This is a genomic window from Synechococcus sp. BSA11S (assembly GCF_014224355.1).
Lineage (GTDB): Bacteria > Cyanobacteriota > Cyanobacteriia > PCC-6307 > Cyanobiaceae > Regnicoccus_A.
The window spans coordinates 1-12901 of the sequence record NZ_VNWP01000029.1; the positions used below are offsets into that span (position 1 = coordinate 1).

General features: G+C 64.6%; 14 protein-coding genes. 3 read left to right on the forward strand and 11 right to left on the reverse strand.

The features are described 5' to 3' along the window. The first annotated feature begins 199 nt into the window (after window positions 1-199). Window positions 200-388: a DUF2256 domain-containing protein gene (locus FPZ61_RS14670; protein ID WP_185467378.1), complete on the forward strand. Its 189-nt coding sequence runs from the start codon at window positions 200-202 to the stop codon at window positions 386-388. Between the two features lie 101 nt (window positions 389-489). On the opposite strand, the gene FPZ61_RS15715 is transcribed toward FPZ61_RS14670, so the two are convergent. Continuing rightward, window positions 490-615, reverse strand: a complete 126-nt coding sequence (locus tag FPZ61_RS15715) for a hypothetical protein (RefSeq protein ID WP_255441681.1) — start codon at window positions 613-615, stop codon at window positions 490-492. Between the two features lie 364 nt (window positions 616-979). On the opposite strand from FPZ61_RS15715, the gene FPZ61_RS14675 reads away from it, so the two are divergent. After that, window positions 980-1228, forward strand: a complete 249-nt coding sequence (locus tag FPZ61_RS14675; RefSeq protein WP_185467367.1) for a hypothetical protein — start codon at window positions 980-982, stop codon at window positions 1226-1228. Here FPZ61_RS14675 and FPZ61_RS14680 read toward each other — a convergent pair. The 9 genes from FPZ61_RS14680 to FPZ61_RS14720 all read right to left on the reverse strand — a co-directional run bounded on the left by FPZ61_RS14680 (window position 1211) and on the right by FPZ61_RS14720 (window position 10081). Next, window positions 1211-2239 (reverse strand): SDR family NAD(P)-dependent oxidoreductase, encoded by a 1029-nt coding sequence (locus FPZ61_RS14680; RefSeq protein WP_185474889.1) that lies wholly within the window; start codon window positions 2237-2239, stop codon window positions 1211-1213. The two genes, FPZ61_RS14675 and FPZ61_RS14680, sit on opposite strands and share 18 nt — an antisense overlap. A gap of 8 nt (window positions 2240-2247) precedes the next feature. Continuing rightward, window positions 2248-3795 (reverse strand): serine hydrolase, encoded by a 1548-nt coding sequence (locus FPZ61_RS14685; protein ID WP_255441683.1) that lies wholly within the window; start codon window positions 3793-3795, stop codon window positions 2248-2250. Between the two features lie 136 nt (window positions 3796-3931). Then, the gene (locus tag FPZ61_RS14690; protein WP_255441685.1) at window positions 3932-4786 is read right to left on the reverse strand and encodes a transglutaminase family protein; all 855 of its coding nucleotides are present in this window, start codon (window positions 4784-4786) and stop codon (window positions 3932-3934) included. Between the two features lie 334 nt (window positions 4787-5120). Next, on the reverse strand, window positions 5121-6242 hold the full coding sequence (locus tag FPZ61_RS14695) for an FAD-dependent oxidoreductase (protein ID WP_185467370.1): 1122 nt from the start codon (window positions 6240-6242) through the stop codon (window positions 5121-5123). 108 nt (window positions 6243-6350) lie between these two features. Beyond that, window positions 6351-6965, reverse strand: a complete 615-nt coding sequence (locus FPZ61_RS14700; protein ID WP_185467371.1) for an EF-hand domain-containing protein — start codon at window positions 6963-6965, stop codon at window positions 6351-6353. After that, window positions 6895-7566 carry an SGNH hydrolase domain-containing protein gene (locus FPZ61_RS16000; RefSeq protein ID WP_221630207.1) on the reverse strand — a complete coding sequence of 224 codons (672 nt, stop codon included), beginning with the start codon at window positions 7564-7566 and terminating at the stop codon, window positions 6895-6897. Before FPZ61_RS16000 ends, FPZ61_RS14700 begins: the two co-directional genes overlap by 71 nt. 16 nt (window positions 7567-7582) lie before the next feature. Then, window positions 7583-7996 (reverse strand): acyltransferase, encoded by a 414-nt coding sequence (locus FPZ61_RS14710; protein ID WP_255441686.1) that lies wholly within the window; start codon window positions 7994-7996, stop codon window positions 7583-7585. Between the two features lie 114 nt (window positions 7997-8110). Then, the gene (locus FPZ61_RS14715) at window positions 8111-9700 is read right to left on the reverse strand and encodes a metallophosphoesterase (RefSeq protein ID WP_185467374.1); all 1590 of its coding nucleotides are present in this window, start codon (window positions 9698-9700) and stop codon (window positions 8111-8113) included. A 6-nt stretch (window positions 9701-9706) separates the two neighbouring features. Beyond that, the gene (locus FPZ61_RS14720) at window positions 9707-10081 is read right to left on the reverse strand and encodes a hypothetical protein (RefSeq protein WP_185467375.1); all 375 of its coding nucleotides are present in this window, start codon (window positions 10079-10081) and stop codon (window positions 9707-9709) included. 522 nt (window positions 10082-10603) lie between these two features. On the opposite strand from FPZ61_RS14720, the gene FPZ61_RS14725 reads away from it, so the two are divergent. Beyond that, window positions 10604-11293 carry a DUF547 domain-containing protein gene (locus tag FPZ61_RS14725; protein WP_185467376.1) on the forward strand — a complete coding sequence of 230 codons (690 nt, stop codon included), beginning with the start codon at window positions 10604-10606 and terminating at the stop codon, window positions 11291-11293. Window positions 11294-11311: 18 nt separating this feature from the next. Here FPZ61_RS14725 and FPZ61_RS14730 read toward each other — a convergent pair whose 3' ends face one another. Then, a complete protein-coding gene (locus FPZ61_RS14730; protein WP_185467377.1) occupies window positions 11312-12043 on the reverse strand; it encodes a TIGR04283 family arsenosugar biosynthesis glycosyltransferase in 732 nt (243 codons plus the stop codon). Window positions 12044-12901: the final 858 nt, after the last annotated feature.

Sequence of the window (12901 nt, forward strand, 5' to 3'; positions counted from 1 at the left end):
CTTCTGCTGAAGCCACTCCCGTGGCGCTGACCGCTCCTGCGATCGGCTGATGCGGCCGGTGGGTCCACCCGGACCCACCACCTGCATCACCACAACGAAAGCCCCTGCTTCGGCAGGGGCTTTTTTGATGGCAACACTCAGAGCTGTTGATTGCGGCCCAGAAGCCAGGATGCATTTCTCTTCCCTCTCTCTTGCACCGATGCCTCACCACGTTGACCGCCTCACCAAGAACTGCTCAATCTGTGGACGACCGTTTCAGTGGCGGAAGAAGTGGAAAGATGTGTGGGAGGAGGTCCGTTACTGTTCTGATCGCTGCCGTAGAAACCGGAATCGCCTTGACCCCAGGTGCCAGGCCGGCTGGACCAAAAGCTGGGATGACACTGACTGAATCAGAGAACCAAGCCGTGTGCCTTCAGCCGCACGGTAGGTCTTCGCTGTGTGCTTGGCAGAGAATCTGTCTGCCCAGTGGTGTCCCCTCTGTTGGTGTCCTCACGGACGAGTGAGGTGGCGTGTGGTCAGCGCCGGGGCGCGTTGGAAGCGATGCGCCAGCAGCTCGTGCAGCACTCCGTTCTGAAGGATCTTGGCCCCCTGTTCGGCCCGAAGGCCCGGGGGCATGGCCCTGGCGGGGATCCCTGCTGAAGCAGAAGGAGGTCGGGCCGCAGGGGCAGCTGGCTGGTGGGGTATCGTCGTGTCAGCGTGCCCGAGCGTTGCACCAAATGGTCAGCAGGATCATGCCCATGGCCAGGTGGCAAAGAGGGGAAGTCTGCTGCCGGATGGATGATTGGGCTGCAGCTGCTCTTTGATGCAGGACTCGACCTGGGGACGAACGCCAGGCTGCGCAACAATCAGCTGAATTTCGTCCCTGCGACCACCTCTCCCTGAGCAGCCTGCGGGAGTGGATCGGAATCGCTTCCGCCAAGGCCGGAGCCCCGTAGCTCCCAGGGCCCAGACTCCAGAGTGAATCTCCCGCATCCGCTCCATGCTGTTCCCGGCCCCCTTCTGCTCTCCCTTCACGGCAGCCAGGATCGCAGGGCTGCAGGCCGCCCTGCTTCTGGTGCTCACCCTGCTGATCAAAGCCAGGATCCAGATCAAGGCCGCTTCAGCGCTCGGGTTGTTCCTGCTGGCCCTGCAGACCCTGGTGTTTCTGGGTGCCAGTGGTGCCCTGGGGCTGGCGAGCCTCGGTGGTCTGACCTATGCCCTCAGCAAGCGGTCAGCACGGGTGGCCTGAGATCGCCGCCAGACCCACCAGCTGTGCGCTCGCGCTCCAGAGCGCTGCAGCCAGCGCTCCGTCCTGAGCTTCTGGGCTCGGTTCAGCTGGTTCGAAGCGCAAGCGCCCTGGACCGATCAGGCGATTGCAGTGATAGCTGAATCCTGGGTGCCCATAGGCGGGAGCGGTGGCGAGTTCGGCCAGCAACGCGCCGGCCTGCTGGGGGGTGGCGGTGAGGTGCAGCAGGTCGCGGGCCACCAGGGCGAACAGACGCTGGCCCCATTCGTTGTGACGGCGGCTGGTGCGGAAGAAACCTCCGCTGCTTCGCGGAATCACCAGGCCGGGGCTCCAGGCCAGCACGGGCATCGCCGTGCCCCATCGATCCAGGCACCGCGCCAGCTCCAGGGCGAAGAGCAGGTTGCAGAGCTTGCTGTCCTTGTAGGCCTTGTCGGCATTGAACGGCGTGCGCCCATCCACCATCGAGAAGCCAGCGCCTGCCCGGAGGCCTGCCAGATCGCCCAGACCGGCGGGCTGGCCCCCCCCGCCCCCGGGCGAACCAGGATCGTGCACCTCCGAGGCGGTGATCACCACCCGCGGGTCCTCGCTGCGCTCCAGCAGGGGGATCAGCCGCATCGCCAGGGCCTGGTGGCCCAGATGGTTGACGGCGATGGTGAGTTCATAGCCCTGGGCCGAGCGCCTGGGTTCGGGGGCGCCACTGTCCTGCAGGCCGGCATTGAGGACCAGGCTGTCGATCGGCTCGCCGCGGGCGAGCAGCTCAGCGGCACAATGCTCGATGCTCTCTAGGTCGGCCAGATCGCAGACGGGAGTGTGCAGATCCGCTGGGCTGCTGACCAGCAACCTCTGGCGGGTGGCGGAGGCGGTGGCCTGATCCCGGCAGGGCAGGGTGAGCCGGTGGCCGTCGCGCTGCAGCAGCAGGGCGGCCTGCTGGCCGATGCCGGAGCTGGCGCCGGTGAGCAGAACCCGACGGCGCTGAGGGAGCGCGCTGGACTGCTGGCTGTCTTCGATGGGCATGCTGCCGGTCACCTGCGCTGGAACACACCCTCGCCGTCGAGGTTGAGGTTGTCGATCTGCACGCGGCGAGCCGGAGCGTCACCCGCCACGCTGAAGGACACGGCGCTGGGGCCGACGGCGTTCTCGCCACTCGGCTGGTAGCTGAAGGTGTCTCCGCTCACATGGGTGAGCGGGAAAGGTAGACGCTGGGGCCCCAGCTCCAGCACCAGGCCGTCTTCCTGGGACTTCACCGCGATCTCTCCCACGAAGGCGTTGCTGTAGGTGCCGGTGTAGACCGCCAACGGGCGTGCCGGGGCGGGATCTGAGAGCGTGGGGACAAGGGGATAGGGCTGCTGGGCAATCTGGGCGAACCTCGCCCCCAGGGGCTTGAGGTAGTCGAATTGGATTGTGCCGAAGCGAGCGAGATCAAGGAAGCTGAGGGCTACCGTTTCCGGGACCCCGATCGGCTGGCCGTTGGTGAGCACCACGATGCCCAGCGACTCCCCAGGCAACAGGTACACAGCCGTGGCTGCACCCATCTCGAAGCCACCCGAGTGGCTGAGCTGAACAGCCCCCTGGTCGGTGCTGCCCACGTTCCAGCCCAGTCCATAGAAGCCGGTGCGGTAGACGGCTGGATCCCGCGAGGAACCACTGGCGATCAACGGGCGGTGGGTCTCGGCCAGGGCATCCTGGTCGACAATCCGGCGGCCGGTGGCCTTGGGTCCAAGGCGTCCCCCCGCCAGCTGCAGCCGCAGCCACTGGGAGAGGTCGCGCGCCGTTGAGCTCACACCGCCTGCGGGCGACTGGACATCGGCATTCCGCTGGTGGCGGGCCACCCAGCGTCGGGCCCCATCCTCGGAAGTGTCCATCACATGGAGTGCTGCCCGGTTGGAGGCCGCGATCAGATCGGCATGGCTGGAGCTGGTGCGGCTCATCCCCAGCGGTTGGTAGAGCCGATTCCTGGAGAGTTCCTCCCAGCCCTGGCCGCTGGCATTGGCCGCCGCGACGGCGCCCGCCGTGAACCCGGCGTTGGTGTAGTTGAAGACGGCCCGGAAGCGGTTCCCCAGCGGCAGCACCCCGAGGCGCTCAAAGATGGTGGCGCGATCGAAGCCGATGTCCTCGAGCAGGTCGCCGGCGTGGTCGGGCAGGCCGCTGCGGTGCGACAGCAGGTCCCGCAGGGTCACCTCCTCGGCGATGGCGGCCGGGCCGATGCGGAAACCTGGAAGGTCACCGATCACCGGATCGTCCCAGCGCACGCGCCCATCTCCCACCAGAGCTGCCACCACCGTGCTGGCGATGGGTTTCGAGAGCGAGGCCAGTTGGAAAACGGTGTCGGGATCCACCGCCCCGGCCTTGCCCATCTCCCGCTGCCCGTAACCCTTGAGGAAGACCACCCGGTCGTCGTGGACCACGGCGATCGCCATGCCAGGCACCCCCGTCTGCTGCAGGATCTGCGTGGCGAAGGCCTCCAGCTTCGGCAGCGCCGCGGTCACCTTGGCCGTGGTCACCAGCTGCGGCGGCGGCGGCGGTCCAGACGGACTGTCGGCGCCGAAGGCCGCCTCGGTGGGACTGATCATGGGCGCACCCGCACCCAGAACCATTCCGATCAGCAGGAGCCCCGGCAAGCCGAAACCAAGGCCCCGTCGCATCGTCATGGTTCGAGCTGTCATGGATTGCGGTGGCCTCTCCACCAGCATGGCTGGACCCACCCCATCAGGGTCCCCCTTCCGGATCCACTCCCGCTTCATGCAGGAACGGGGGGCGTGGGCTGACATCGCCCGTCGAGGGTGGCTGGCGACGCTCCACGGTGACCTCCATCCGCTGCAGTTCCACCGGGGCACCGAACTGCGTGTAGATGGCCACGTCGGCGGCGTCGCGGCCATAGGCGATCGCCGCTCGCCCCCCCCGTAGATCGGTCTGGGTGGAATCGAACGTGTACCACCTCCCACCCACAAAGGCTTCGAACCAGGCATGCAGATCCATGGGCTGCAGGCCCTCCAGATAGCCCACCACCATGCGGGCCGGAATGGACAAGGAACGGCAGCAGGCGATGCCGAGATGGGCCATGTCCCGACACACCGCCTGCTGCCGATCATTCACCTCGCAGGCACTGAGAAGCTCCTTGCTGGCCCTCGGGGTATACCGCTTCGTTCGGTGGATGTGATCGACGATGGCCTTGCACTGGTCGTAGCCGGGAAGGCAGCCCGCAACTATCGACGAGGCCAGCTTCGCGCAGCGATCGGATTCGCAGAATCGGCTGGGCAGCAGGAATGGCAGTGTTTCGTCGGGCAGGTCCTGCACCTCGACGAAAGGAGCTCCCGGAGCGGTATCGGAGGCATCAGCAGCCTGGATGTCGACCGATGTGTAGACCGAGAATCGGCCGGCCGGTGCGACCAAGCGCTGGCAGAGATTGCCGAAGGGATCGGTGAACTCGGCCGCCGGTACGCTCGGCGTCAGCACGTATTGTTCGCGTCCCACCCACTGCTGCCAGCCGCTGCGCGGCCGCAGCATGAACAGGAACGGCGTGGCCACTGGAATGTGGAACTCAAGGAAGCAGGTTGCATGCATCCACATGGATGGCGTCCCGCCAGAGGTATCAATTCAGTGGCTGGCGACCTGGATGGCTTCGGGTCGACAGGTCACCAAACCTTTGAAAGAGGCTAGTTCGTCATCTGAGCCTGCGGCGACCTCCCCCTCGGCTGCCGTCGCTCGAAAGGGCTCACGATTCCAGCGCCCCATCAATCCGGTTCTGGTTGCTCCAGGGGCCCAAAAGCGATCGCCGCCGTCGTCGAGGTGGTGGTGTTCGCACGCAGCTGATCGAGGACTGCCTGGGGCAACGGCGAAATCAGGACGACGCCGAACCCACGAGCCTGATCCCTGTGATCACGGGTGTGTCCGGAGTTCAGGCGGCGGAACGGTACAGCTGCCCCATGCCGGCGAGGATCCGTTCCTCAGCGGCCGGATCGAAGCGAGGCTGGAGCACTCCGATCTCCTGGGTGCCGCCCAGCAGCAGACCGTCGCGGCGGGGATGGAGGTAGAGCCCCGGTGCCGAGAGGGTGTAGTTGATGCGGGAATCTGCCTGCAGGCGGGTGAGTTGCCCCTGCACCGGGATCAGGTCGGCATGGCCGAACAGGCCGGCGCTGCCCATACCGGTGCAGTTCACGATCAACCGCTCCCGCAGCTGCCCCAGGTCGACCGCATTGCGGAAGGTGCGCCGCTGGATCGCCATGCCGGCCTTGCGCACCGCCCCCATCAGGGCGGGCAGATACCGCTGGGTCTCGATGAACAGGCGCTCCTCGAGTCCCAACCACGGGGCTGCGAAGGGCAGGGAAGGATCGCGGATCTCGAGCAGCGGCGGAAAGATCTCCGGCAGCAATCTCGACACCCAGCCATCGGTGGGCCGCTCCGCTGCCAGAACGACGTGGGGACGGCGAACCACCCCCATGCCCCGACCGAGAAGCCCCAGGAAGCGCCGGTGGGAGGTGCGCACCGCGGCGGCGAGGCCTGTCTCGAACTCGGGTGTTCGGGAGGCAGCCGCCACCACCAGGGACGGGAAGAAGCTGGCGCCGGCCACGCTGGAGGTGACCCGCGGGTGCACCTCGCTGGCGTAGATCGTCACCCCCCGGCCGGCCTCGTGCAGCAGCCAGGCCGTGGCAAGGCCCACGGCCCCGCAGCCAAGCACCGCCACCGGACCCGGCTGCCGCAGGGCCAGCAACCGGTCCACCGCCATCCGGGCGGTGCCCCAGGAGAGGGTGATGCCGGCACCCCCGTGACCGATGTTGTGCACGACCGATCGGTCCGCGATCGTCTCCAGCTCCACCCGGAAGCCCTCGGGCCGGTAGGGACGGAGGCTCACCATGCGGGCGGTGATCCGGCGCGGCGAGAAGTCGGGAACGGCGGTGGCCAGCGCGGGTCGCGATGCCTTCGCCTCATCGGCCTTCACCGGGGGGGCGAGCAGCGGCTCGGCGAGATGCGCTGCGAGCAGGCCTGAGGCGCCGGCCAGCCATTCCCTGCGGGAGATCATCCGCCTCACACCACGGCCGCGCCCCCAGGCTGCCCCATTCGGCACCTCAGCTGTCAGCAGGGTTCATCCACTGAAGAGAGAGGTTCTGGGACGCCTGTGGTGCTCCAGTCAATCCCTCTGCCCAGAGGGCGGATCCAGATGGAACAGCCAGCGACCCGGAGCCTGCGGGGAGGGATCGAACCAATACTGGGTCACCAGGATGAGAAAGAGCTTGCGGGGAAGCTGATCGCGGGGCTGCTCAGCCGGCAGGTTCAGGCCATCCAGCATTCGGGCAAGGTTGGTGGCGATCCCCGCGGTGGGCTTGCCGTAGGCGCTGGCATAGGCCTCGAGATCCTCGAGATGGAGGCAGCCGTCAGCATCGAGATCCAGCACATCGAACAACCCGCCGGCGGCCCGCTCGATGAAGGTCCGCGCCCGGTCAGGGAAGCGCTGAAAAGCCGCAAAAACTGGGCCATGGGAGGCCACAAATTCTTCCTCATCCACAGAACCGCTCCGATCTGCATCCCGGCGCTCCTGTTCATGGCTGTATACGTCCATCAGCAGGCCAAGAGGATCTGGAAGTGGTGCGGTGTGCCCCCGCCAGCGAGCAGCCAAGCTGGTGGCAGCGGGCTGGAAGTCCGCTTCTAGGCCCAGTTCGCCGTCGGACTGGCGGTCATAGAAGCGGAAGAGCTGGCGGTAGCGCTGGACCAGCGGCGGCGGCAGAGCCGATGAGGAGTCGGTCATCAAAGGATTCTTGGGGGCTTTGTATCCCTCGGGTAGGCAGTCTGACGTGGGTGGCTTGTTGTGGACAGTCGGCGCCCCTGACTGTTTCAGCAGTTGATCCTGCATGCCAGTTCCAATGATCTGCGCGGGTGTGTAGCGGATTCGTTTGAACCGGCCACTCACCGCCCTGATCCGATGGAGCGGTCTTAACAGAGGGCTGCCCGAACTCGGCGGATCCCGATCCTGCCGAGGACTGTCCGAACTGCTGGAGAAACGCCACGAAGTCCAGCCCCAGTCGCCGGGCACCTGCGCTGGAAAGGTGATCGGTGTCCCGCAGGAGTTCCATCACCGCATCATTCCCGCAACCCTTCTCACAGAGAGCCGGGATTGGGTCGAACACATGCAGATTTGCTGGAAGCCCCTCCTGCAGGCGGCGATTGAGTGTGATGGCATGGTCGATCTCTTTGGCCACCCTTCGTCCGCATTGCTGTCGGCGCTCAACCCTGAACCAGTCCTGTACGCAGTTGTGAATGTCAGGGTGGCGGCCCTGGCGGCGAAGCCGGTGGCCCAGAGCAAGGCGGGAAACACCAGATAGAACTGCTCCTCCACCCCCAGGGACCAGGTGTGGGTGAAGGCATTCAGCCTGGCGTCAGGGGCGAAGGAGTCGGTGGAGAGGGAAAGCAGATTGTGATTGGAAAACCCCAGCAGGGCGGTGACCCCCGGTACGGAGCGACACGCCTGCCTGCCATGGGATCGAACAGGCAGGCCAGCAGGATGGGGATCAGCACGCACACCACCAGGGCTGGCAGCAGACGCCGCACCCGCCGGGCATAGAACCTGAGCAGCAGCTCCCCAAGACCCTTGTTGGCAGACTGCTCAGCCAGAGATGACGTGATCACGAACCCGGAGATCACGAAGAAGATATCGACATCGAGATAACCGCCAGGCAGAAGTATCGTGTTGAAGTGATGCAGGATGATGGCGAGAACGCTCATACCCCGAAGGCCATCAGTCACAGGCCAATAGCGTCTTCCCGTGGAGTCCTTGGTCATTCAGCCTCCCGAGGTGTTGTGTCTGATCAGGTTGTTCAGCAGAGCTCCCCGTCGGCTTCATCAACTTCATCCCCAGGCCAGGCGGGCGAAGATGCGGAGATTCCGCTGGGCCGCTCAGCATGAAGGCGTCTCACCCCGCTGACCTGGCTGCGGAATCGGGACGTCGATCGTCTGATCGCTCCAGCTTCCCCGCCCCTTTTCGGCAACCAGCAACGTTCCCCGCAGCGTCATCGGGGAGCCTGCCGAAACATCGATCCGCAGGGCGCTGTAGGGACGCCGCAGCTTTCGACCGTGCCCCTGCCGGCCCACGAACAGGTTGGAGCGGGCGACCGAGGTCAACTGGCCACCGAGGCTCTCCTGGAGCTCCGTTCCTTCAGGCCTCTGCCGCCGCAGGCTGTAGCCACTGCCACCGCAGACAATCCACGGGATCAAGGAATCAGCATGGCCGGTGTCGAAGCTCTGGATGATTTCGAAGCAGTGGGCATGGCCCGACAGCACAAGATTCACGGGGGGAGCCCCGCCGACCTCGCTGCCGAGTTCGGCAGCCACGGCATCCATCACCTCCCGCAACCGTCGGCGCACCGCTAGCGTCTGCGCCTGGGACCACTTGGTGACTTCAGTGACATAGGGAGGGTGGTGCAGGATCAGGATCCGTCCCCTCGCCCGAGGATCCCGCCAGGAACGGATCAACTGATCCCGCAGCCAGCAGAGCTGATCGGGGTCGCCATCAGTATCGTCGTCACAGGCGGAATCGCTGCCAAATCCGGCCTCGATCTGCTTGCCCAGATCGAGGATCTGCTCTTCGATCTGCTCGATCTCTTCGATCTGCTCCCCGCCATCGGCCCCGAACAGCTGGGCGATCAATCGATCCCGCCGGCTCTCCAGAGCGCGGCGTTCCATCGCCAGTTGCTCGACGCCCCGTCCTGCCCAGGATCCATCCGCATCGGGCCTGGGCTGATTGAAGGTGTTGGAGTCCAGCGCGAAGAAATCCACCCCCGCGTAGCGATAGGCGTAGTAGCGGTTGGGCAGACGAGTGAACACTCCCGGGCGGTAAGAGAGACAGCGAGCGTCCCCGAATCTGGACACGTAGTGGCGCTCCATGTGGCTGGCAAGGCTCGCCTCCGGAACGGCCCTGAGCACATCCAGGAACGCCCTGGCGTAGGCATCCCCCTGGAACGAGCCATGCCAGCCCACATCCAGATCAATGGCCCGTCGCAGCAGCGACCTCAGCGGCGTGGTGAGTCCGGAGAGCAGGCTCAGCCAGGGGGAGAGATCGTAGTAATCGTGATTACCGGGAACCGGCAGAAACGGCTGGTTGAAGATCATCCGGTCATAGGAGATCTCCAGCGGGTTCTCCCCACCCACAAGCCACTCGCGGTAGGGCTGGATGAAGTTGTCGCGGTACTGCTCACTGGAGCCCACCAGATACACCACATCGCCGGTATGAATCAGGAAGGCGGCACTGGATCGTTGCTCGAGCAGTCGCAACGCCACCCGGCGCTGGGGGCTGTCGGTTCTGTAACGGCCGGTGCCGCTGTCGCCGATCACCAGAAACGAAAAGGCCTCATGCCGGTTGGGGCTGTTCGCCAGGGAGAGGCGGGTCTGATCAATCCGCTGATGCTGCAGGAGCGGATGGGCCCAACGCACCCGCTCCTGCATTTTCCGGATCTTGACGGAGATGCGCGGATCGGTGGCGAGATTCACCGCTGCTCAGCCGACGGCCAAGGGGGCCAGCGGGGTCAGCCCCCCCGGCACGCAGTTGAATCCCACCGGTTGGGCGTCCAGGATCTCGCTGTCCGCCACCAGCCGTTGCGGTGGATCGGTGCTGATCCGGATGCGACGGGTGCGGAAGCAGAGCATGTTCAGGCCTTCGAGCCCACTGGTGACAGAGGCGATGGTGATCTCGATCAGGCCGTCGTCGGGAATGACCGGGCCGAAGCCCCGGGCGCTGATGGAGGTGGGGTGCGCCACGCTGGCCTCGGTGATCGAGGTGGTCACGAGCTCCCTTTTTTCACCATCGATCTCGACCGTAGCCCGGAAGGGCTCGACGTTCGCCTCTTCCGCCTTGCCGGCCTCGAAGCCCACCCCGCCGAGGCGATGATCAGGCCGAATCCAGCCCTGGCTTGGTGGTGATCACGGTGAGAAGAATCAGCGGCTCCAGCGACGAAGGGTTGCGGGCCAGTTCCTACTGGGGATTGCCCTGGCCCGGCAAGAAGCTGGAATTTCATTTCAGGTCAACGGCAGGTGATCTTTCAAAGATCTTTTAATCCTGGAAATGATGAACACCATCCCCGTTTCAGGAGCGTTCCCGTTGCAGCAACGTCCCAGCAAGTGGTGCAACTCAGGAGGGCCATGTTGCTCAGGTTTTTGCTGATCATGGCATTGGAGTTGACACTCTGACGGTGGTGGCTGTGAAGGATGTTGGTCTTCGCGGGGGCTCAGGCCGACGTCGGTCGCCCAAGGAGGCGTTGCCGTTGATCTTGCAGCGTAGAGTCGACTCCCTGCTCCATGGCTTGCACAACGATCAAGACAAGCCCTCTGCCCTTGCCCACGGCGGGTGCCAGCCACATCACGTGAGCCGAGTCACGCCACCACTCCTGCCGAGCCATGAACGATCTGCCCACCTGGGATCATCTCCTCCAGAACTATGTAGACCAGGCGGGCCGGGTGGATTACGAAAGCTGGAGAACCTATCACCCCCAGGCCCTCACCCACTGGCTGGCCAGCCAATCTGCCGAGACCCAAGACCGTCAGGATCACCTCGCCCACTGGATCAACCTCTACAACGCGTTCACCATCCAGGCTGTACTCTCGGCCTATCCAATCGTGTCGATTCGCCCCACCCTGATGGGCCTGCCAAACTGGATCGCGTTCCTGCGATTCTTCCAGCGGCGTGTGCATCGCCTTGGCGAGGAATTGTTCAGCCTGGCGCAGATTGAAAACAGGATGCTGCGCCAGCTCACCGGTGATCCCCGCATTCACTTCGCGATCGTCTGCGCCTCGGTGGGTTGTCCTCTGCTGCGGCATGAGGCCTACACACCGGAGCGGGTGGACGAGCAACTGGAGGAGGATGTGAACCGCTTCGTCAACAATCCCGCCAAGGTGCGATTCGATGTTGAGAGGGGCGTTCTGCACTGCAGCAAGATCTTCCAGTGGTACAAGGCTGATTTCCTCGCGGTGGCGCCTTCCCTGCCCGACTACATCCTTCCCCGCCTGGACGGCGTTTCGCTGCCGGATGTTCAACCCCGGGTCGCGTTCATCCCCTACGACTGGAGCCTGAATACGACTGGAGCCTGAATACGACTGGAGCCTGAATCAGCGAATGTCCTCGTAGAAACGTTTGAGGGGACCTGGTGGCATGCCCAGACCCCAGAGCATCCCGATGGAGAGATAGATCGCAGCGGCCTTGCCGGCGCCCCAGCGCTGCACCCGGCGGTCGGAACTGTTCACCACCCGGTTGATCAGCCGGAGGCGTCCCTGCTTCAGCAGCCGTAGGCAGAGATCGCCGTCCTCCAGGATCGGCAGTGCTTCGTTGAAGCCACCGACCTGCCAGAAGGTTGGCCGGCGACAGATCATCACCTGATCGCCGAACAGCAGCCGCAGTCCGCGCCAGTAGAGGTGTGGGCGAAACAGCAATGGCGCCAGATGGGTCTTGAGCAGGTTCAGGACCGAAATCCCCCAGCGGGTGGTGTCTTCTCCACTCATCAGCGATACGAAGCCCGCCCCGGCGATGGCCGGGTCCTCCAGCACCCGCTCCGCGATCGCCACAAGATCGGTGGGAACGAGGGTGTCGGCATGCAGAAAGCAGAGCAGGCTGCCGCTGGCCTGCCGCGCCCCTGCATTCATCTGGATCGCCCGGCCCGCCGATTCACATCGGAAGACCGCCACGCCTGCCGCCCTGGCGATCACCCGGGTGGCATCACAGCTGCCCCCATCCACCACCAGCACTTCGAGGGGCGGTGGATCGAGGGCACGCACATTCGCCAGCGTGCGTCCCAGGCTGGCGGCCTCGTTCAGGGTGGGAATGATGATCGACAACGGCGCCATGCCCAAGATTCACCGCCTTCTGGAAATCACGCTGTCTCAACCGGTTCACCACGGCCGCGCTGCGCACCCCCACCGCATAGCACACCAGGATCGGCCGCTCCTTCGGGGCTTGGCCCAAGGACCCTGAAACCGGAATCTGCTCCCCACCCCCGCGAAGCACCGTGCCCGGGAAGCCACTCACCTTGAATTCTGCGGCCGTGCGGGCATCGGGAATCAACCAGTCGCCGGCCTGGTGCTCTACCAGGATCTTTTGAAGTTGATCAGCTCGGATGGAGGGAACCGATGAATAACGCAACCGGATCCACTGCTTCAGGCAGAACCATATGAACCCGTTCATCGCCGGGCGCTTCGCAAACAAGCCAACAGCTGATCACCACGAGCCAGTGGTGAACAGCAGTTGCAACACCATGAATCCCGCCAGACAGGTAGCGGCCAGCAACGGGATTGTGTGCAGCACGAATGAGAAACCCTGGCTCTCCGGTCTACTCACGCCGCCTTCCCCAACCGCGCCGATGGAAGGACGGGTGTGGAGAACAACAGACACAATTACAGATGAAGTTGTGTTGCAGATTGCCTGGTGGTTGCCTCTCGTTACCTTCAGGACACGACCCAACGGTTAAGCCAGACCACGAAACGCCCCTCCACCAGCTCCGGCGCAACGTTAAGGGAGGTCGCAGGCTCTTTGATGGGGTCTGGATGGCATGGTCTTTGGCCCAATTTTGTTGCCTTAGGGAAGCTCTGGACAATACTTCCGCATAGTCAGTCGCGGTCCGCCAATTGTTCGGCTTGGACTATTTCAGCGCAGATCGGGCTGGAATGAGCCTGATCTCACCATGATTGGGGACTGGCCGCTTCCAT

Bases quoted from the DNA above. Each gene is read 5' to 3' on its own strand.
- FPZ61_RS14670 (WP_185467378.1), top strand. From the start codon at position 200: ATGCCTCACCACGTTGACCGCCTCACCAAGAACTGCTCAATCTGTGGA.
- FPZ61_RS15715 (WP_255441681.1), bottom strand. From the start codon at position 615: ATGCCCCCGGGCCTTCGGGCCGAACAGGGGGCCAAGATCCTTCAGAAC.
- FPZ61_RS14675 (WP_185467367.1), top strand. From the start codon at position 980: ATGCTGTTCCCGGCCCCCTTCTGCTCTCCCTTCACGGCAGCCAGGATC.
- FPZ61_RS14680 (WP_185474889.1), bottom strand. From the start codon at position 2,239: ATGCCCATCGAAGACAGCCAGCAGTCCAGCGCGCTCCCTCAGCGCCGT.
- FPZ61_RS14685 (WP_255441683.1), bottom strand. From the start codon at position 3,795: ATGATCAGTCCCACCGAGGCGGCCTTCGGCGCCGACAGTCCGTCTGGA.
- FPZ61_RS14690 (WP_255441685.1), bottom strand. From the start codon at position 4,786: ATGCATGCAACCTGCTTCCTTGAGTTCCACATTCCAGTGGCCACGCCG.
- FPZ61_RS14695 (WP_185467370.1), bottom strand. From the start codon at position 6,242: ATGATCTCCCGCAGGGAATGGCTGGCCGGCGCCTCAGGCCTGCTCGCA.
- FPZ61_RS14700 (WP_185467371.1), bottom strand. From the start codon at position 6,965: ATGACCGACTCCTCATCGGCTCTGCCGCCGCCGCTGGTCCAGCGCTAC.
- FPZ61_RS14710 (WP_255441686.1), bottom strand. From the start codon at position 7,996: ATGACCAAGGACTCCACGGGAAGACGCTATTGGCCTGTGACTGATGGC.
- FPZ61_RS14725 (WP_185467376.1), top strand. From the start codon at position 10,604: ATGAACGATCTGCCCACCTGGGATCATCTCCTCCAGAACTATGTAGAC.
- FPZ61_RS14730 (WP_185467377.1), bottom strand. From the start codon at position 12,043: ATGGCGCCGTTGTCGATCATCATTCCCACCCTGAACGAGGCCGCCAGC.